This window comes from Halobacterium salinarum DSM 3754, from assembly GCF_008124605.1.
Taxonomy (GTDB): Archaea; Halobacteriota; Halobacteria; order Halobacteriales; family Halobacteriaceae; genus Halobacterium; species Halobacterium salinarum.
This window is the reverse complement of sequence record NZ_VRYN01000010.1, coordinates 14,833-32,006: the sequence shown is the minus strand read 5'-3', so window position 1 is coordinate 32,006 and position 17,174 is coordinate 14,833. Positions and strand designations below refer to the sequence as shown.

20 protein-coding genes and 1 pseudogene are annotated in these 17,174 nt (G+C 59.9%); 8 read left to right on the top strand and 13 right to left on the bottom strand.

Features of this window, described 5'->3' with window-relative positions:
* Positions 1-33: 33 nt before the first annotated feature.
* Both APQ99_RS11155 and APQ99_RS11150 read right to left on the bottom strand, forming a co-directional pair.
* Positions 34-468: a hypothetical protein gene (locus APQ99_RS11155; protein WP_136361218.1), complete on the bottom strand. Its 435-nt coding sequence runs from the start codon at positions 466-468 to the stop codon at positions 34-36.
* A gap of 351 nt (positions 469-819) precedes the next feature.
* Positions 820-1,992 carry a hypothetical protein gene (locus APQ99_RS11150; RefSeq protein WP_229373323.1) on the bottom strand — a complete coding sequence of 391 codons (1,173 nt, stop codon included), beginning with the start codon at positions 1,990-1,992 and terminating at the stop codon, positions 820-822.
* A 509-nt stretch (positions 1,993-2,501) separates the two neighbouring features.
* Between APQ99_RS11150 and APQ99_RS12665 the strand changes: the two genes are divergently transcribed.
* Positions 2,502-3,038, top strand: coding sequence for a hypothetical protein (locus APQ99_RS12665; RefSeq protein WP_049892772.1), 537 nt, complete (start codon positions 2,502-2,504; stop codon positions 3,036-3,038).
* A gap of 204 nt (positions 3,039-3,242) precedes the next feature.
* Here the strand turns inward: APQ99_RS12665 and APQ99_RS11140 are convergent, their stop codons facing one another.
* The 10 genes from APQ99_RS11140 to APQ99_RS11090 form a co-directional block, all read right to left on the bottom strand.
* Positions 3,243-4,142 carry a DNA-binding protein gene (locus tag APQ99_RS11140; protein WP_012289724.1) on the bottom strand — a complete coding sequence of 300 codons (900 nt, stop codon included), beginning with the start codon at positions 4,140-4,142 and terminating at the stop codon, positions 3,243-3,245.
* Between the two features lie 726 nt (positions 4,143-4,868).
* On the bottom strand, positions 4,869-5,198 hold the full coding sequence (locus APQ99_RS11130; protein WP_010890450.1) for a hypothetical protein: 330 nt from the start codon (positions 5,196-5,198) through the stop codon (positions 4,869-4,871).
* A 31-nt stretch (positions 5,199-5,229) separates the two neighbouring features.
* The gene (locus APQ99_RS11125) at positions 5,230-5,742 is read right to left on the bottom strand and encodes a PIN domain-containing protein (RefSeq protein WP_010890451.1); all 513 of its coding nucleotides are present in this window, start codon (positions 5,740-5,742) and stop codon (positions 5,230-5,232) included.
* Positions 5,743-6,045, bottom strand: coding sequence for a hypothetical protein (locus tag APQ99_RS11120; RefSeq protein ID WP_010890452.1), 303 nt, complete (start codon positions 6,043-6,045; stop codon positions 5,743-5,745).
* 71 nt (positions 6,046-6,116) lie between these two features.
* Positions 6,117-6,443: a DUF7558 family protein gene (locus tag APQ99_RS11115; protein ID WP_049892774.1), complete on the bottom strand. Its 327-nt coding sequence runs from the start codon at positions 6,441-6,443 to the stop codon at positions 6,117-6,119.
* Positions 6,443-6,733 (bottom strand): hypothetical protein, encoded by a 291-nt coding sequence (locus APQ99_RS11110; protein ID WP_012289727.1) that lies wholly within the window; start codon positions 6,731-6,733, stop codon positions 6,443-6,445. The genes APQ99_RS11115 and APQ99_RS11110 overlap by 1 nt, the downstream gene beginning before the upstream one ends.
* Before the next feature lie 73 nt (positions 6,734-6,806).
* Positions 6,807-7,352, bottom strand: coding sequence for a hypothetical protein (locus APQ99_RS11105; protein WP_136361217.1), 546 nt, complete (start codon positions 7,350-7,352; stop codon positions 6,807-6,809).
* 182 nt (positions 7,353-7,534) lie between these two features.
* Positions 7,535-7,975, bottom strand: coding sequence for a hypothetical protein (locus tag APQ99_RS11100; RefSeq protein ID WP_010890455.1), 441 nt, complete (start codon positions 7,973-7,975; stop codon positions 7,535-7,537).
* Positions 7,976-8,533: 558 nt separating this feature from the next.
* Positions 8,534-8,962 (bottom strand): low molecular weight phosphatase family protein, encoded by a 429-nt coding sequence (locus APQ99_RS11095; RefSeq protein ID WP_010890456.1) that lies wholly within the window; start codon positions 8,960-8,962, stop codon positions 8,534-8,536.
* Between the two features lie 102 nt (positions 8,963-9,064).
* Positions 9,065-9,454: an ArsR/SmtB family transcription factor gene (locus tag APQ99_RS11090; protein ID WP_008444919.1), complete on the bottom strand. Its 390-nt coding sequence runs from the start codon at positions 9,452-9,454 to the stop codon at positions 9,065-9,067.
* A gap of 340 nt (positions 9,455-9,794) precedes the next feature.
* Here APQ99_RS11090 and arsD point away from each other — a divergent pair, with 340 nt between their 5' ends.
* From arsD to APQ99_RS11060, 6 genes are all read left to right on the top strand, one after another.
* Positions 9,795-10,121 carry an arsenite efflux transporter metallochaperone ArsD gene (arsD, locus tag APQ99_RS11085; RefSeq protein WP_010890457.1) on the top strand — a complete coding sequence of 109 codons (327 nt, stop codon included), beginning with the start codon at positions 9,795-9,797 and terminating at the stop codon, positions 10,119-10,121.
* Positions 10,122-12,056 carry an arsenical pump-driving ATPase gene (arsA, locus tag APQ99_RS11080; protein ID WP_010890458.1) on the top strand — a complete coding sequence of 645 codons (1,935 nt, stop codon included), beginning with the start codon at positions 10,122-10,124 and terminating at the stop codon, positions 12,054-12,056.
* Entirely contained in the window at positions 12,053-12,421 is a 369-nt protein-coding gene (gene hcsL, locus APQ99_RS11075) for a halo-CC-star protein HcsL (RefSeq protein WP_012289729.1), read from the top strand. Before arsA ends, hcsL begins: the two co-directional genes overlap by 4 nt.
* Positions 12,412-12,600 carry a halo-CC-star protein HcsS gene (hcsS, locus tag APQ99_RS11070; protein WP_049892776.1) on the top strand — a complete coding sequence of 63 codons (189 nt, stop codon included), beginning with the start codon at positions 12,412-12,414 and terminating at the stop codon, positions 12,598-12,600. The genes hcsL and hcsS overlap by 10 nt, the downstream gene beginning before the upstream one ends.
* A gap of 186 nt (positions 12,601-12,786) precedes the next feature.
* Positions 12,787-13,146, top strand: a complete 360-nt coding sequence (locus APQ99_RS11065) for an ArsR/SmtB family transcription factor (protein ID WP_010890459.1) — start codon at positions 12,787-12,789, stop codon at positions 13,144-13,146.
* Complete coding sequence (locus APQ99_RS11060; protein WP_012289730.1) at positions 13,139-13,984, top strand: arsenite methyltransferase; 846 nt, start codon at positions 13,139-13,141, stop codon at positions 13,982-13,984. The genes APQ99_RS11065 and APQ99_RS11060 overlap by 8 nt, the downstream gene beginning before the upstream one ends.
* Before the next feature lie 283 nt (positions 13,985-14,267).
* Here APQ99_RS11060 and APQ99_RS11055 read toward each other — a convergent pair whose 3' ends face one another.
* A complete protein-coding gene (locus APQ99_RS11055) occupies positions 14,268-15,791 on the bottom strand; it encodes a primase-associated protein (RefSeq protein ID WP_010890461.1) in 1,524 nt (507 codons plus the stop codon).
* 144 nt (positions 15,792-15,935) lie between these two features.
* On the opposite strand from APQ99_RS11055, the pseudogene APQ99_RS11050 reads away from it, so the two are divergent.
* A pseudogene (locus tag APQ99_RS11050) lies at positions 15,936-17,165 on the top strand (RNA-guided endonuclease InsQ/TnpB family protein).
* Positions 17,166-17,174: the final 9 nt, after the last annotated feature.

Below are 17,174 nucleotides of genomic sequence, written 5' to 3'. Positions count from 1 at the left end.
TTCGATCAGCGTTGCTCAACCGTGATCGACGACTCACCACAACAGAACAGATGGCTCAAGTCGGATTAGCCGGCGATGCTTTGTGAGGTACTGAGGTTCGTCGCTACTAGTGCTATCGGCGAAGTCCGCGCGGGCATCGAAGAGGAACCAGACGCCGATCAGCGCGGTCAGCGCCGGGAACCATACTGGACCGCCTGTTCCGGTGGTCGCAGTGAGTTCCCAGCCGAGCCACGCGAGACTGGCGACCGTGATGAACGCGCCAAGGCCAACGCCGACCCAGCGGCCATCGACAGTCGGCGTTTCTCTGAGAATCGAGATCGCCTCCACGAACGCGAGGCCAAAAGCGATGACGAGTACTGTCCCGACATCATTCGTGACGCCATAGACGAGGGCGAGAAACGCGACGAGCGAGAGCACGTATCGGGTCGTGAGCTGTTCGCGGGCGGTGCGACTGAGACTGGAGCCCATACGTGCACCACAGTCAGGAGTCCTATTATGATACTGGTCAAAGACGTTCTCACTAGCCGGGAGAGTTTGCGGGATATCAAGCGGTGAAGACCGCTTCGGCTCTGTTAAAATCCCCAGGAAAGATACATTTTGACCGCCTGTGGTCAGTACAGGTGAATCACGGATCGCTCAATACATACGTCGTAGCGAACAGAATGCTGGAAGAGACCCCTTCTATCGTAGACCTACCCGAGAGGAATATAGCTGTCAAGAGACACCTAAGCGGGAGGAACACAATGAGTGAACGATCCCAAACCAGTTGGTGAGGTTCTAGCCATGGATCCGTCCGTGGAACTCGCTCACGAACCGCTCTCAGGGATCTCGGTAAGCTCGTTCGAACCCTTTCGTGTCGGTCAAGCGCCGAATTTCAATGGTCTCTCCCGTTGCCCGCTCAATTTGGAGGATGAGGTCCTTGTCGGGCAGTCCGAGCGACGAGCGCCACAGCGGTGTCGGATCGGTCGCCGAAACGGAGCGAATATCCTCCACAGGAGCGACCCATTGTACCGTGTTAAGGTACGTGTCATAAGCAACGATACCATTGTCGTAGAGACGATACTCAACGTGGCTCTCCCCGATCCACATGACGAGCGCCGACGCAGGTAGGATGAGGAACACGGGAAGCAGGACAACCATCACAAGGACGAGCCAGACAGCGCGAGCCGAGATCGCGAGTATCCCGGAAAGTAGCATGACTGAGAATCCAGCGTCGAGTGCGTAAGCGAAGCCGCCACCGAAGGCATGCTGGCGCACGCCTCGTTTGTCATGAGCGAAAGTTGTGTATGGCTGTCCACGGGGAGCCGAAACCGGGCGGTCTACCGCGTCGCCCTCGATTACTGGGAACCACGGTCCGAGACCAGCTTGCCGGCAGTCGAAGAGCACCCACGGTGCGGCTACGGCCATCGCTGCGACCATCGTCGTGGCAGGGGTAGATACCGCCGAGAGGACGGCAACAGCGCCACCTGAGAGGAGAGCAACCAAGAGGAGGCTGCGGTTACGACGGATCCGCCGTGACGACGCGGTTTCGTAGACTCCTGCCGACTCACGCGCCTGAATGAAGACAAAGTGCTTCGCGGCGATGATGCCAATTCCTGGTATGGCAAGTACACTGAGCGTGCCCGAGGGGGAGAACAACCATACCGGAAACGCCACGACAAGCAATGGGTAGAGGATAACACAACTTTCGACGACATACGGAATATTCCGTGGATACACCGGCGGCATTGAACCCGGAACTGGGACCCGACCGCGCTTGTCCACGACCGCATCGTGGAGATCTTTAAAGAGATTGTACGGGTCCGTCGCAGGAGGAGAGCCGGTCTGGGGGCGGCCAGCGGCCAAGCGTTCGTAGAGGATACGGATCATGGTGAGGGCTGCGTCTATGATGAAGAGACACGCCACAGTCAAGCGACTTCCAGAAAGTGTAGCGATAGCGACGACCACGAGATGCGAGGCGAAAATGAATTCGAGGGGACAAGTTCGGTCCATCAGAGGCCTGATGTTCGCAGAGCGAATATGTGTAACTATTTGCTTAGTGGGGAATATATTCTCCGGCTCACACCTGTTATTTCTATCCAGTGGCTCTGTTGAAACTCTATCCTTCTGACACATTCTTTCCTGTAACATCTAGTCGCTGAAGAGTGCGGAGTACTGCTACCGTTGAGCAATCGCAGCAGCGGTAACCATCACCAACCATGTGCCGATTGCAAGCACCCACGCACCCGGGCTACTAATGTAGGTCAGAGCTTCCTCTGTTGGGTACAGAATGAACACCCACGGTGGGAGACCGATTACGATACAGGCGAGAAACAGAGCAGAATACCGAGCCAGTTCGCTATCAAAATAATCCACAACCACTCTATTAGAGACTTGTCAGGGAGTATTGTTAAGCCTTCCTGGCAGGTGAGTCCCCTGTACGGACCAGAACCCAGGTCAGATATATCACTTTCTGATTATTTCAACAAAGCCGAATTCTTCAAACAGCCCTCAGTAACGGTGTGACCGATACAGAGGGTCCAGACAGTACGACGATAGCCCTCCCTGTCGTGGCGGACGCCTCTTTCCATCCGTGGAATGATCTCATCGAGGAGGAGGTCGACCTACTCGCGCTTGACGATGAACTGATCCCGAAGCGGCGTCAGGATTGTCTTTGTATTATTGATGCCTCGTACGCCCCAAATGTACTGATCGCTCCGGTCCTCATTGGGCTCGAGACTGGATACATGGCAGTTCACGTCGTGAGTATCACAGTACGCACAAAGTGCCTGCATCAAATGATCACGATACGTCTCGGTGACCTCGATCCTCGGCTGAAGTCGATGGTCGACTCGATACTCACTATTCTGGTTTACTTTCACGCCAATCCATCCTTCTGCGTCAAGGGTTCCAGTCAACTGTTCGTGGGTGATTCGGAGCATTGGTGCAAGTTCAAAGCCGGTGCTGTACCGCTCTCGGTCGGCAATTGCGATGCGGATACAGCCTTCGCCGTCGAAGACGCCAGGGAACCACGCATCGAAATCGTGGGTCTCGGGTGAACTGTTGGACATCGCGCTGCGCCCATCGGTGACGCGGATAAACTCTCCTTGCGACTCATCGGTCACCCAGAGGAGGCCATCTCACCCCCCATCATACACCACGGTCGTGGCTGCGCGCGCAGCGAAGCGAGCACGGAGCGGAGGGTGGGGCGGTGGGGTCTGGGTCGGCCCGGCCCACAGCAAAAAAGAGGTTGCGTCAGTTGGCTATGCTTCCCACCAGCGGCCGCGCTCGGGGAAGTGAACTGTGCTCCAGCCGGTCAGAGCCACCGAGACGCGTCCGTTGTACCAATTCTTCGCCGCTCCGTGAATACGAACGTGCTCGCCCTCCTCAATCCAGGGTTGTTCGCTCGCAACCCAGCTGGTGAACTTCGTTTTTCCGCTCTCGTCCTCGATGAGTCCCACTTGAGAAATGGCTGCACTCGACGGTTTCCACAACCGGGTCACAGTACCTTCGATGCTCACTTCTTTACGATTGACGTCCTCGAGCTTCCCGATGGGAATCACCGTCCCAGGTGCCGTCTGCAACTCCTCGAACACGCCGACGACCGCACTCGTCACGTCCTTCCCACCGACGACGGCTTCACCCAGCCGCCGACCAATCGCCGCTCGCGACCAGCCATCCAGCTTTTCAGCCAACCGCATCGACTGCTTGTTCACCGCCGCCAACTGCTCCTGCGTGAGCTCCGCTCGGGGATCATCTCGTTCGGGGTCGGCCATCGGGTCCACGCTCGCAGCCCGTGTCTGGAACTCAGCACGCCGCACAGCGCTCCGCTTCGCTGCAATATCTCGCGTGCGCTGCTCCCGACCGTCCTGCGTTCCCAGCTCGGCCTGGGCACTGATGCGCTCCAGTTCGGCTTCCCGCGCCCGAATGCGCTCCTCCTGTTCGAGGGTGACGCCGTGAATCCGGTCTTCGCTCGTGTCCGCGATCCCGTCCGGGTGGTTCGCATCCACCTTCGCCTGGGTCTCCTGTTCGACCGCCGCCTCGAACTCCGGCGTCTCGTCGACGACCGGGAACCCGTCTTCATCGGCCGCCTGCTCGCCCGCGTTCTCGAATGCCTGTTCATCGACCGAAACGACCTTTCCGCTAGCGTTGTTACTAGACATTGGGTACTCACCGTACCTGTGAAGGCGCTCACGCGCCGCCACCGCGATGCTCCTACATCGCGGTTTTCCGACGACAACGACCGACAGAACCATCTGCGCGCTCTCGCTCGCGCCTTCGCGAGCGCCCTACCGGGCGCGAGCGAGAGCGCGCCTACATGAGGTGATCCCCAACCAGCACCGCGCGCCGACCCGCCCGGAGCAAGCGGCCAGCGCATTCCCCGTTCGCCGCGACGCAACCACGTCCGTCGCGGGCGGCTTCGCCGAGGTCCGCAGGACCCGAACGGGTGAAGCGCTGGCGTCGAGGGCACATGCACTTTAGCCCGGAACGCCGAGCTTGCTCGGCGCAGCCCGGAATGGTCGGTCGCGAGCGACGCGGAGGTCCCGCGAACGGAGTGAGCGGGACGCCGGTGAGCATAGCTCACCGGAAGGCGGCAGCGGCGAGCGGGGCGGGCCGATACGTACACACCTGTCCAGCCGACCACGTCGCCCGATGAGCAATCAACAGTCCTGTCGAACTCGGAAAGGGCGAGACCGCTTCGGTTACCGGGAGACGATGTCTCCCGAACCCACGGCGCTTCGCGCCGTGAACGTCCCCCAACCCCGCAAGCACCGCAGGCACGAGGCGCGCAGCGGCGTCCTCGTGAGCGACGCGAACGAGGGCCAGCGAGACGTAGTCTCGCGCGGTCGCGGGACGTCGAGCGGCGGAGGGCTTTCAGAGATTGTGTTTCAATCGTCATGCTGCGCGTTCAATTCTGTCAGGAACTGGCTGGCTGCTGTCCCGATACGAACACCGTCGACGTTGTGCATCTCGAGGTCGTGCGTGGCAGTCCGAAAGGGGTAGTGGTCGACGAGGACGCGCTGAATAACGGTTCGGACAGGATCGGTCCCGTACCGATCGACGACAGTCGCCATCATCTCGTCGAGATGCGCGTCCCGGTGCTCCGTCCGGGGGTGCTGTGCGCGTTCGAGGACGAGTTCGACCACGTCGTCAACTGATGCGTGCTCGGGATCCCCCGTTTGCTCACGAACGTCGTAGAGAGCGTCGTTATCGGGCATTCCTGTTCACTCCGAAGTATCCTTCTCGGTGTCAGGGCTCCTCGAACAACGATCGGGCCCGTTGCACGTAGCTGTTTGCGTCCCAGCTACGGGCGTCGCTGATTGCATCGAGGAGTACCCGCGCATCAGCAGCAGATAGGTGTTCAGTTCGAACGAGAACCGAGAGCAGCGTCGGTGTCGTGACGAGTCGGGTATCAGCGAGTGAGGCGTGGATCAAGCCAAGTTGATTGAACTCGTCACAGAGGAAGAGCGCAGCCTCGAGATCGTTCGCGAGGGTGACTGCCGCGTTTTCGCCGTCATCGAGCGGAAACTCGGCATCGAGGTCCACCGACTGTGTCGTGAATGCATCCACCCGGTCAAGGACGGCGGACGCCGCGTGTCCATGGACGTCATCGTAGGAGGCGATCTCTCGGAGCTCATCGATGACCGTCGTTGGGACGACGACCTTGTACCGGGAGAGACAGAGTGCGAGTGGATCGGGGTCGTTGTCAGCAACGATGCCGAGACTCACGAGGGCGGAGGCGTCTGCGATACACCGCGACATCTATGCGTCGGCGACCTCGTCGATGAAGTCCTCGTCCAGTTGCTGTTTCAACACGCGGATGTTTGCCGCTTCTTCGGCGCTGACGAGGGCTTTGAGCTGCTCGAAGCTGATCTCGTCGTCATAATAAGCGGCGGCGATCTCCTGGGTGAGTGTGTCGTCATGAGCGGCGTCTTGGAGGTACTCCCGAAGCGCGGTCACGAGGACATCTGTTCGGTCTTCCCCGAGGACTGCGGCCAGTGCGTCGGCCCGATCGATGAGCCGATCGGGGGCCCGAAACTGCACGCGCTTCTTCTCGGTGCTCATAATGTGTACAATGTGAGCCAGCCCACTTAGCCGTTTTCGTGTGTACGATGTGAGCCAAGTTCGAACAAGTATCACTCGGCCACGAGATGCTCCGTGAGGTCACGCGTCCAGTACGTCGCGAGCCCACCAGGGCTACAGCGAGCACACAGTTGCAACGGGCCTTCCAGATGCCCCAGTTCAACGCGGAACCGCGTCAGTGCCGCGAGCGTGTCGACGACCAGCCCACAGCCGTCACAAGCGTAGTCATCGCGCTCGTCGGGATTCGGCTCCGTCTGAATCGCGCAGTCGACGCAGATCGGGTGGGTGACCCGGTCGTCCTGGCCCCACGTATGCGCCTCGCCAGCCTCGGCGCCGGGCGGGGCGTCGCAGAACGCACAGCCAACGAGCGTCTGCTGCATCACTCGTCCCCAGCGTCGGCGTCGCGGCCGGCCGTCCAGCCGCGGTGGAAGACGGCCAGCTGCGTCGATGAGTCGAATGCGGCGCCGCTCGGCTCGTGGGCCAGGACACGGTCTTCGGGAACGGGTGTAACGATGTCCGCGTCGACGAGGTCGCTAACCAGGCGCTGGGCCGTCGCGTCGTCGATGTCCGCCGTGTCGACGCCGGCGGCGTCGCGGTCCTGGGCGAACTGTTCCTTCTCGAACTGTTCGTGGTCGGCACTCGTGTCGTCGTGCGGATCGGGACCAGGCATGGTAAGTCACGCCGCGCACGCTGTCGCGCGCTGCACGCCTCCCGGCGCCGACAAACAGTCAGGAGTGACAGCGTCAGTCCGGTCGCGGGTCGCGATAGCCGATGACGGCGACGTCGTCGATGAACAGGACGCCCTTCATGAAGTCGAGTTTGGTCAGGCTGTGCTGGTAGAGGTTATGCCGGCCAAGGTAGTTCACCGGCACCACCAGACAGCCGAACTCGATTTTCGGCCGACCGTCCTTCTGGGTGCGGTACCCTTTCTGGAACTTGAGGAGGTCGTCGCTGACGTTCTTCCGCTCGCTTTTCTCAACCTCGATGGCGATGCGAGCGTTGGCGTCATAGAGGTCGACGCTGTAGTTAAACCCCTGATGCGACCAGAGCTTGCAGTTTGGGTTGTAGCCGCCGGCGGCGTCCCCTTCGTACTCGTACTGCGAGAGCCCGTCAGCGATTTCGGCATCGAACGCCCCGACCTCCGTGTGCTTCGTCGAGCCGTCGAAGACGCTTGTCGGGACGGCTTCGACGGCCGCCTGAATCGACGCCACCGACTCATCCGGAAACACCTCGGACGAGGTTTGGGTCCGGCGCCCGCTTAGTTTGGGGACCTCCTCGACGACGACCATACTCACTCTCGAGGAGTAGCGGCCGGATAAAACCCGTCGCGACGGCCATTCGAGTCGACCGGCCGCCAGGCTTCACTCACTCGAGTATCAGGGCGGTGGGCGGGGGTGAGGGAGTGTACCCAGCCTCAATGTTAACCAACACGGTGCCGGTTTGGGCCGGGACTATTGGTTAAGACTAGCCGCTATAGAGTTCGGAGCTCTCGAACTGGCTTCACGACGAAGGTGTCTGGCTCGCTGGCTGCTCCCTCACCTGATCGTCCCGCCGTCGTCGAGGGCGACTGTGTGAGTTGGGCGATGAGCTCGTCGCGAACGTTCCGTCGAGGAACGGTGGTCTCGTGCCAGCCCAGCCGGTCGTCGAAGTGCCGTTTCTGGAACTGCTCGCCGACCTCGTCGGCGACGACGTACTGCGTCCGCGTCGACTGCCCGACCTGCCGTGAGACGAAGACGGCGCCGCTCGGCTCGTGTGTGAGCTCGACGAGAGTACACTCCACGAGGGCAACGACCGACGCGTGATCCCGGTCGGTCGAGACCACCACCTCAAGGTCTGCCCACGACACCTGGTCGTCGGGGATAGTTTCTGCGTGATGCGCTGACTGTGTCTCGCTGCGTCGTTCCGAAGCCATCGTCTATCGGGGGGACCTGATGCGCCCCACCACCCCCTCGCGGGGGCAACAGACACCACCGGAACGCACCCGCTCAATCTATGCACTAAATCTGATACTTCCGTAGTTCCGCTAACTCTGTGACGGCCCCTCGGCCTGAGAGAGCCGGCGGCCTTCGTACACTGCATATCGCCTCTTTCTTTGGACGAAATCCGCGATATGCAAGACGTTATGACGGTCTCAAATCTCAGAAGAACCCCGTCGGGCTGATTTGAGGGCGTAGAAAATACCTCGACGAGTTCAGGAATAATCCCGTGATCTCTAAAATTGCTCGACGACAGGGTAACGATGGCAATATCGGGCGTATCTGGATTACTCCGGTTCGATAGGTCACCTGTTCTGAGATCCTCGAGGTCTCCCAGCGAGGCACTTCGAATCGAGAAAAACCCCGATTCCCTCGATACTGGTCGTGTTAGCCGTTAAAATTGCTCGACGAGGATTCTACACAATCTGGTTCTGTTCTACAATCTAATACTAGAAAAACTGAGGTGTGGCTCTTTGAATATTCGTGATTAGCTGTTAGTCGTCGGGATTGAACTCGTCGAACAGGTCTACAACGCGCTGTTCGATATCGTCCCGAATCTCCCGAACCTGTTCCATCTCTTGACCATCGGGATCGTCGAGCGCCCAGTCACGGACATCGACCGTTTCTGCATCGAGTTCGAGCGTCGAGCACCCCATAGTCGCGACGATGTCGCACGATTCCAGTTCATCAGTCGAGACTTCTCGCGGCGTTCGCTCGGAGAGGTCGAATCCTTCCTCACCCATTACTTCGACCACTTCCTCGTGAACGTGGTCGGCTGGATGGGTCCCTCCAGTAAGAATTTCGACGCTATCCTCGAGATCACGTCGTTCTCGCTCTCGTTCCGCAAACGCTGTCGACATCTGGCTGCGCCCAGCGTTCTGTACGCACACGAATCCGAATTTCGTCGTCGAATCAGCAGACATACTTATTCGACTCTTTGTCGCGGTCTTTAGGCCTCGTATGAGTACTATATATACCACCAACTTCCTCAATAGACTTGCCAGGTGTCCTCGTGCGGCGCTGTCTCATCTGCGGGATCCGTTCAGTGCGACAAGGAGCGCGTCGCCCCGCATGGTAGTCTGGTACTTTCGCCATTTCCCGTCTTTCCGGCGAGTCACGAGTCCAGCCTCAGTGAGTTGAGAGAGTGAATGACTAATCGCGCTGTCACTGACATCCAGAAGCGGTGAAAACTCACAGACACAGAGCTCTTCACCGGCTATGTGGAGGATTCGGATAATCTTGTATCGTGTCTCGTTAGCAAGGGCTGATAATACACCTACGTCCGCCTCAAGTGCAGGCCCACCAGCTGCGGCGTCAAGCTCTTCAAGCTCATCCAGCCGTTGTGCCACCTCTTCATCACCACAGCCACCGCGTTCGTCTGTAAGATATCGTTGTAACCGCTCGGTCGATGACATGGCTCTGATTTAAGCATATAATAAAGTAAGTGTTGTGTACGGAGCCACGGGTCTCTAATTGAGATCGCACATTTGGCTGCTTAGTATACGGTCGCCCATCTTAACGAATAGACAATCGTTCGTTCGAAGAAAGCAGAAGCTTAGTACGGTGTTTTGACGCCTTTGGTCTTACCACACTGTCACAGACACCGTTTCTCCTGATCTTCTGTCTTGAAGATACTGACCAAAGCGCTTATACACATATGAACAAACAGTAAAATGAGACAAACCGGTTCAGCTCAGTGCTGGAGATGACTCGGTGTATCGCCTACTCAATCGAACAACTCCCTTCGATCCACGAATGACTCAACTCACCCTGTACGAAGAAGCGATGTGCTGTTCCACCGGCGTCTGTGGACCAGACCCGGACGATGAACTCGTCGAAGTCAGTGCCGCCCTCGACCAACTCGAAAACGAATTTGATGTCGACGTGTCGCGAGCGAATATGCAACACAACATCGAGCAGTTCCTCGAAACCCAGCAAATCGCCGATCTGGTCGAGGAGCACGGCCCGTCAATTCTCCCGATTACCGTCGTCAACGACGAGATCGTCGCCAGAGAAACGTATCTCTCGTACGACGAACTCGCATCGACTTTCGAGGATTCCCCAGACCCACAGGAAGCGTAAATGACTGCTACACAAACGCCAGCGAAAGAAGTTGTTGAACCGAACAGCGAAGATACGGAGTTCGTCTTCTTCAGCGGGAAGGGCGGTGTAGGTAAGAGTACTGTCAGCTGTGCCACGGCAACGTGGCTGGCCGACAACGACTATGACACACTGTTGGTGACGACCGACCCGGCGCCGAACCTCTCCGACATCTTCAACCAGGACATCGGCCACGAGGTCACCGCCATCGACGACGTCCCGAACCTCTCGGCCATCGAGATCGATCCCGACGTCGCCGCCGAAGAGTACCGCCAGGAGACCATCGAGCCGATGCGGGCGCTCCTCGGCGACGAGGAGATCCAGACCGTCGAAGAGCAACTCAACAGTCCGTGCGTCGAGGAGATCGCCGCGTTCGACAACTTCGTCGACTTCATGGACAGCCCCGAGTACGACGTCGTCGTCTTCGACACCGCCCCCACCGGACACACCATCCGCTTGATGGAGCTCCCGTCAGATTGGAACGCCGAACTCGAGAAGGGTGGGTCGACGTGCATCGGGCCCGCGGCGTCAATGGACGACAAGAAGGCGGACTACGAGCGCGCCATCGACACGCTCTCGGACGAGTCCCGGACGTCGTTCGCGTTCGTCGGGAAACCGGAGTCATCGTCGATCGACGAGATCGAACGTAGCGCGAGCGACCTCGCCGAGCTCGGTATCAGCTCGCAGCTCCTCGTCGTCAACGGCTACCTACCGGAGTCGGTCTGCGAAGACCCGTTTTTCGAGGGCAAGCGCGCAGACGAACAGGCGGTCATCGACCGTGTGGAGTCAACCTTCGATCAGCAGGCGCTCGCGACGTACCCGCTTCAGCCCGGTGAGATCGCGGGCCTTGAGCTGCTCTCGGACGTCGGTGGCGTCCTCTACGACGGCGAAGAGGCGACCGTCGACGTGGACGCGGCGACGCGACGGGCGACCAACGAAGACACCGTGGACTTCGACACGTTCACCGATGCCGACGCGGTCGCCGAGGAACTCGTCCCCGTCGAGGAGACGCGGTACCTGTTCTTCACGGGCAAGGGTGGTGTCGGGAAGAGCACGATTGCGTCCACGACGGCGGTCTCGCTCGCGGAGGCCGGCTACGAGACGCTCGTCGTGACGACGGACCCGGCTGCGCACTTGGCGGACATTTTCGAGCAACCTGTCGGTCACGAACCCACGTCGGTCGGACAGGCGAATCTCGACGCGGCCCGCATCGACCAGGAGCGCGCACTCGAAGAGTACCGGACGCAGGTCCTCGATCACGTCCGCGAGATGTACGACGAGAAGGACGACACGCAGATCGACGTGGAGGCGGCGGTCGCGAACGTCGAGGAGGAGTTGGAGTCGCCGTGTGCCGAGGAGATGGCGGCGCTCGAAAAGTTCGTGAGTTACTTCGAGGAGGACGGCTACGACATCGTGGTGTTCGACACCGCACCGACGGGACACACGCTTCGGTTACTGGAACTGCCGTCGGACTGGAAGGGATTCATGGACCTTGGGTCGCTCACGAAGGGAGCTGCCCCGGCCAACGGCGGGAAGTACGACGAGGTCATCGAGACGATGCAGGACCCGAGTCGGAGTTCGTTTGCGTTCGTGATGTACCCCGAGTTCACGCCGATGATGGAGGCCTATCGTGCCGCGATGGACCTCCAGGATCAGGTCGGTATCGAGACGTCGGTCGTGGTCGCGAACTATCTGCTCCCCGAGGATTATGGCGATAACGCGTTCTTCGAGAATCGGCGCGCGCAGCAAGCGGAGTACCTCGAGGAGATCAGTGAGCGCTTCGACGTGCCGATGATGCTCGCACCGCTGCGCCAGGAGGAGCCCGTCGGTCTCGACGACCTCCGCGAGTTCGGCGCGGACGTCACGGGCTTGGATGGCGTGGGCGAGGACGACCGCGAGGAGGTGACGGTGTCGTGAGCGAATCCCCTGTCGAGACGACGGACGTCGAGACCGAGCTCGAAGCGTTCGTCGACGAACTCCTGGCGTGCGAGACGTACCAGGCGTTGGTCGACGCACGCGAGGCACTCGAGGCAGACGCCGAGGCACAGGAGTTGCTGGATGCGTACCGGGAGACCGAGCGCGAACTCCAGGACGGCGAGTTCGACGCGTCGCTCATGAGCGACCTCCGGGACATCCAAGATGACCTCTCGGAAATCGAGTCGGTCACGCGCCATCGCGAGGCCCGGGAGGCGTTCGAGGAGCTACTCGCGGAGACGAACGACGTCGTCAGCGAGCGGATCGGCCAGGAGTTCGCGCAGTCGCTCGGAGGTGGGTGCTGTTGAGCGACGTCGACGGCGTGCTGACCGCGGCCGAATCCCTCGGTGGGGCGCTCGCAGAGGCGAAAACGGAACGCGACCGGGACGACTTCGAAGCCTTGCTCGAGGACTGTACGGAGACGATCACTGAGGTGACCGGCGTCGACTACACCGACGCCAGTGACGCTGGTAGCGACTGCTGCTAGACCAGGCACACGCTGTCCGATCGAGGCCTCTCGACCAGCAAAACAGGTCACGGACTCGGCTTTCTTTGTTTCCTCGCGGTGGTTCGTCAGTGCTTGAGGGTCTTTGAGGAGTGTTTGTGAACACCGGAGGAAGTGTCCTTTTCGAGGGCAACGTATTAGTGCTTGATTGTATAAGCTAGAGCTGATATGGTTCAGGACGCAACCGCTGATGGAGTTATGGACGCATCCGACGCCTGCTGCGCCCCGCCTGGCAACGTCGACTCGGACGCGATGGCGACGGACCTCCAGGTGCTCTCAGCCATGGGCAACGACACCCGGTACGAACTCCTCCGACGCATCGCGAACGCCGACGACGGCGTCTGCGTCTGCGACCTCGAAGCCACAGTCGGCGTCAGCCAGAGCGCGGTCAGTCAGGCGCTCTCCCGACTGTACACCGCGGGCCTGGTCACGCGGCGCAAGGAAGGATCGTGGCGCTACTACGAACCGACCGAGACGACCGAAGTTCTGCTCGAAACGCTCGACGACCTGCGAGGCAACCATGAGTAATGACAACGAGACGATGGTCGCCGATCGCGATCCCGAGGAGACTCGCGAGATGGTGCGGGAACGCTACGCGGGAATCGCGACGAGCGGCCAGGACTGCTGTGGTGACGTCGGTTTGGATGTCTCTGGCGACGGTGGTTGCTGTAGCGACGAAACGGAGGCATCTGGGAGCGAACGCCTCGGGTACGACGCCGACGATGTCGCGTCGGTCGCCGATGGCGCGGACCTCGGTCTCGGCTGCGGGAACCCGAAGGCGTTTGCCGCGATGGCTCCCGGCGAGACCGTTCTCGACCTGGGCTCCGGCGCTGGCTTCGACTGCTTCCTCGCCGCCCAAGAGGTCGGACCGGACGGCCACGTCATCGGTGTCGATATGACGCCCGAGATGATCTCGAAGGCCCGAGAGAACGTCGCGAAGAACGACGCCGAGAACGTCGAGTTCCGACTCGGCGAGATCGGTCACCTCCCTGTCGCCGACGAATCCGTCAACGTCGTCATCTCGAACTGCGTTGTCAACCTCGCCCCCGAGAAACAACGCGTCTTCGACGACACCTATCGCGTGCTGCGACCCGGAGGTCGCGTTGCAATCTCCGACGTTGTCCAGACCGCACCGTTCCCCGATGACGTCCAGATGGACCCGGACTCCCTGACGGGCTGCGTCGCCGGCGCATCCACCGTCGACGATCTCAAAGCTATGCTTGATGAGGCGGGATTCGAGGCGGTCGAGATCGCGCCGAAGGACGAGAGCACCGAGTTCATCAGCGACTGGGACGCCGACCGCGACCTCGGCGAGTACCTTGTTTCCGCTACCATCGAAGCCCGAAAACCAGCCCGCGACGACTGACCGGCCGAATCGGTCGCACGTCGCTGTCCGCCCGCTCCCTCTGTTGTCCACGCTGTCCACGAGTATTAGAACGACGGATCAGTGTCGTTCGAGCCCGACGGAGCCGAATTCGCGTACTGAGATATATATAACTCATAGCGAGGGTTGTCATGGCCGTTATGCATAGACGTAGCATGGAAGAGACTCGGCCATCGCAAGCGGTTGTGTTCGGGGATATCCACGGGAACGCCACCGCACTCGAAGCCGTCTTTCAGGATTTCAAATAGAATCGGATAGCTGTAGTTCAGAATTGCTCAGTGGGACCAGCTGATCCCTCCTCAACCTGCTCGTACATCTCGTCGGGAAACGGGAGACTACCCCAGATCGAGTAGGGACACTGGTCTTGGCCGATGCAGTAGCGTTGCAGATCGTCGTTATCGCAGTTCATCGGCAACGGGGTGTCCCCGTCGATGGTGTTCGAGAACTCGTAGCGGACTTGGTACTCAGTTTCCTGCTCGTCGTACCACGGCCACCGAGAGAAGACGTCCTTGAGATCTGTGACGATCTCGTCGAGGCTGCTGTCCTGATACTGGGGGAGCCACATTACCATCCGCGCGAAGTTGTAGAGATCCTTTCGAACCGGCTTCTTCTCGTGCAGCCGTTTTTCCATATTCGCCATACAGGGGAGTTCGAAGAGGTCCTTGATCTCTCGGACTTCGATCTGTTCGGCGCCGGTCCCGGCTCGCCCGATTCGGTACGTATTGACGCGCCCGTCGCGATCGATCGTAACGGCCGAGTGGGACTCGTGGTCGGCTAGCGTCTTCGCGAGACTGCTCGGACTCGAGATCCAGTCCGTTACAGAGGATTCCCAGTCATCTTCAGCGTCGTACGCCGCAACCGCTCGATAGAGTTCTTTCGCCGTGTGGAACTCACCCTTTTGCGCCACGTCGTCCGGGGCGTCACCTAGCGCCTGCCGGAGGACGCGGATCGTCCGTTCGCCACGGTCCCAGTTCCGCCAGATCCGCTCGTGATGGCCGGTCTCGAGGAAGCGCTCAATCCGCTCTGTAATCGCCGACTCGTTCGTAGTTAGCCACGTCAGCTGATCGTCGGAGAGCCCGTCTTCTTGCACCCGGAGGAGCTTCTTGAACGCCCGCTCAGCGTAGTCCCGATACTTGCTGTCGAAATCACCGACCGGAACGTACAGCTTGTTGTCTTTCACTCGCGTCAGTATCTCCTCGCCATCGTTACTCCCCGCCGACGCCTCGTCCTCCCGAACGAGACATTTCCGTGACGCCGCCGCCATCGGGATTTCGAGAGAGAGACCATCTCCGAGCTCCGGCATCTCTGTGATGCCCGTACAGACCCGACCAGGGTGTGGGCCATCCTCGCCGGGCTCCTTGCTGTACAGCACGTCGGCGATGTCCTGCTGGAGCGAGCCATCACCGTGGGCGCGGATGAGTGAGGCGAGATTGTTGATGTACAGCTCCCGGATGTCGTAGAGGACCTGGATGTTCCGGGGCGACGCGTGCTCGAACTTCGGGTGCTCTTTCACACAGATCGCACTCAGCGTCGCGAGCACGGCGAGCGTGCCCGGTTCGTCGACGAACGGCTCCTCGGCGGCGTCGGCACGAACCTGCTCTTTGAATGCCGCCGTCCCGAACCGCTCGATATCGTTCACGAGGTCCTCAGGCTGGTCTTCACCGTCGACGACGTATCGATTGTAACCACTCGTAAACAGCTGGTTGACGCGAGTCTCACCGTACTCCAGCGGGAGTGCCGCAACTCGATACGCCATGTCCTCGTCGTCGGTGGGGGTACTCGGACTCATAGTTACGATTAGGCGAAAAACCACCTGTTCAAACGTGATCTGGAGTGCATTCGTTTGGCTATACTACTCTCGTTGCCGGTAGCGGACTGGTTCCCCCGCCGGATCATATTAACCAATTTAAGCATGGCTTGTATTGTGAGTCATATGGAGGTCCGTCGGACCGTCCCAGTCAAACTCGACGTGACTGACGAACAGGCGGACCTGCTTCACGAAACGATTGACGAGTTTCTGTGGGCGGCCAACTACGTCGTGGACGCTGCATGGGACGGCGAATGAGCTGAAACCCGTTCGTCCGTCCTGCATGAGATGACCTACGACGAGGTTCGTCAGGAGACGCGACTCCACAGTAACCACGTTCAATCGGCTCGCAACCGTGCTGTTGATGGGCTCAAGAGCATCATCGCAAAGTAGAAGAAGGGCGAGTATGCCTCGCTCCCGACGTTCTCCTCGCCGTTCTGCGATTATAACCAGCGCAACGCCTCGTTCCACGACGACCACGCAGCGTTGTCTACCGTCGATGGACGCGTCACTGTCGAGTACGTCTTGCCCGACGAAACCCGTGACACGCCCCACTCGGAGTATCTGCGGTCTGATGGGTGGGAGACGACAGGCGCGACACTCCACTACCGTCGTGGCGACTTCTACCTCCACGTCCGAATAAAGGCGGATGTGGACGATCCCAAACCGGCCGAGAACGGAACGGTTCTCGGTGTGGACCTCGGGATCAAGAACATCGCCGTCACCTCGACCGGCGCGTTCTGGTCTGCTGGCGAACTCAACCACTGGCGAACGGAGTACGTCGAGCGCCGGACATCGCTTCAAGAGTGTGGGTCGCGGTGGGCCCACGAGAACGTCCAAGTGGTCGGGCGCAAGGAGACGGGACGATTCGAGCAGTATCTTCACCGTATCGCGAACGATCTCGTCGCTGAAGCCACCGAGAGCGGTTGCACGGTTATTGCCTTTGAGGACCTGACGGATATCCGTGATCGGATGCCCGACGCCCGTATGTTCCACCAGTGGGCATTCCGCCGCCTGTACGAATACGTCTCGTACAAGGCCGAGGAATGCGGAATCCGCGTCGAACAAGTGAACCCAAAGAACACGTCGAAGCGGTGCTCGTCGTGTGGTTTCACCCATGCGGAAAACCGCCCGTCCCAGGACACGTTCTGCTGCCAGTCCTGTGGGTACGAGAACCACGCGGACTACAACGCAGCGAAGAATATCGGATACAGACTCCTTCGCAACCAAACCGGGGACGAAGGAGGCGCACCCGTAGGTGTGCGCTTGAACAGCGGGATGCTGAACGCGAACGGTGTAAAACCCGTACCGGATTCGGTTAGAGCGGGAGTCCATGCTGAAAGTTCACAGTCCTAATAGTGAGCT

Excerpts from the sequence above, each read along its gene's own strand:
- APQ99_RS11155 (WP_136361218.1), bottom strand. The coding sequence starts at position 468 with ATGGGCTCCAGTCTCAGTCGCACCGCCCGCGAACAGCTCACGACCCGA.
- APQ99_RS11150 (WP_229373323.1), bottom strand. The coding sequence starts at position 1,992 with ATGGACCGAACTTGTCCCCTCGAATTCATTTTCGCCTCGCATCTCGTG.
- APQ99_RS11140 (WP_012289724.1), bottom strand. The coding sequence starts at position 4,142 with ATGTCTAGTAACAACGCTAGCGGAAAGGTCGTTTCGGTCGATGAACAG.
- APQ99_RS11130 (WP_010890450.1), bottom strand. The coding sequence starts at position 5,198 with ATGCCCGATAACGACGCTCTCTACGACGTTCGTGAGCAAACGGGGGAT.
- APQ99_RS11125 (WP_010890451.1), bottom strand. The coding sequence starts at position 5,742 with ATGTCGCGGTGTATCGCAGACGCCTCCGCCCTCGTGAGTCTCGGCATC.
- APQ99_RS11120 (WP_010890452.1), bottom strand. The coding sequence starts at position 6,045 with ATGAGCACCGAGAAGAAGCGCGTGCAGTTTCGGGCCCCCGATCGGCTC.
- APQ99_RS11115 (WP_049892774.1), bottom strand. The coding sequence starts at position 6,443 with ATGCAGCAGACGCTCGTTGGCTGTGCGTTCTGCGACGCCCCGCCCGGC.
- APQ99_RS11110 (WP_012289727.1), bottom strand. The coding sequence starts at position 6,733 with ATGCCTGGTCCCGATCCGCACGACGACACGAGTGCCGACCACGAACAG.
- APQ99_RS11105 (WP_136361217.1), bottom strand. The coding sequence starts at position 7,352 with ATGGTCGTCGTCGAGGAGGTCCCCAAACTAAGCGGGCGCCGGACCCAA.
- APQ99_RS11100 (WP_010890455.1), bottom strand. The coding sequence starts at position 7,975 with ATGGCTTCGGAACGACGCAGCGAGACACAGTCAGCGCATCACGCAGAA.
- APQ99_RS11095 (WP_010890456.1), bottom strand. The coding sequence starts at position 8,962 with ATGTCTGCTGATTCGACGACGAAATTCGGATTCGTGTGCGTACAGAAC.
- APQ99_RS11090 (WP_008444919.1), bottom strand. The coding sequence starts at position 9,454 with ATGTCATCGACCGAGCGGTTACAACGATATCTTACAGACGAACGCGGT.
- arsD (WP_010890457.1), top strand. The coding sequence starts at position 9,795 with ATGACTCAACTCACCCTGTACGAAGAAGCGATGTGCTGTTCCACCGGC.
- arsA (WP_010890458.1), top strand. The coding sequence starts at position 10,122 with ATGACTGCTACACAAACGCCAGCGAAAGAAGTTGTTGAACCGAACAGC.
- APQ99_RS11065 (WP_010890459.1), top strand. The coding sequence starts at position 12,787 with ATGGTTCAGGACGCAACCGCTGATGGAGTTATGGACGCATCCGACGCC.
- APQ99_RS11060 (WP_012289730.1), top strand. The coding sequence starts at position 13,139 with ATGAGTAATGACAACGAGACGATGGTCGCCGATCGCGATCCCGAGGAG.
- APQ99_RS11055 (WP_010890461.1), bottom strand. The coding sequence starts at position 15,791 with ATGAGTCCGAGTACCCCCACCGACGACGAGGACATGGCGTATCGAGTT.